1 protein-coding gene is annotated in these 240 nt (G+C 57.1%); it reads left to right on the plus strand.

The window, feature by feature from the left end; genetic code table 11:
* Positions 1-25: 25 nt before the first annotated feature.
* On the plus strand, positions 26-240 hold a 215-nt coding region (locus AXE65_RS14425; protein WP_500691239.1), incomplete at its 3' end, for a phage/plasmid replication domain-containing protein.

Raw genomic sequence — 240 nt, forward strand, 5'->3', positions numbered from 1 at the left:
CCCCCGCCTTTACTCGGGTGAGGTCATCGCGCTCAATCCAGACAAAACGATTGAGTGGAGAAGTGAACGCAAATTGCAGGTTCAGGGCTCTTGGTCATCGCAAATCATGGTCAAAAGCGTCGGCAGCGCCCCGCCGCCGAACGATGAAAGCGGCAGACCGGACTACAGCGCTCCCCCGCTGGCCTCGCATCTCTACATTCATGGCAACCCCGCCAAATGGCTGCAAGGTCATAACTTTGT

Source organism: Ventosimonas gracilis, from assembly GCF_001580025.1.
Lineage (GTDB): Bacteria > Pseudomonadota > Gammaproteobacteria > Pseudomonadales > Pseudomonadaceae > Ventosimonas > Ventosimonas gracilis.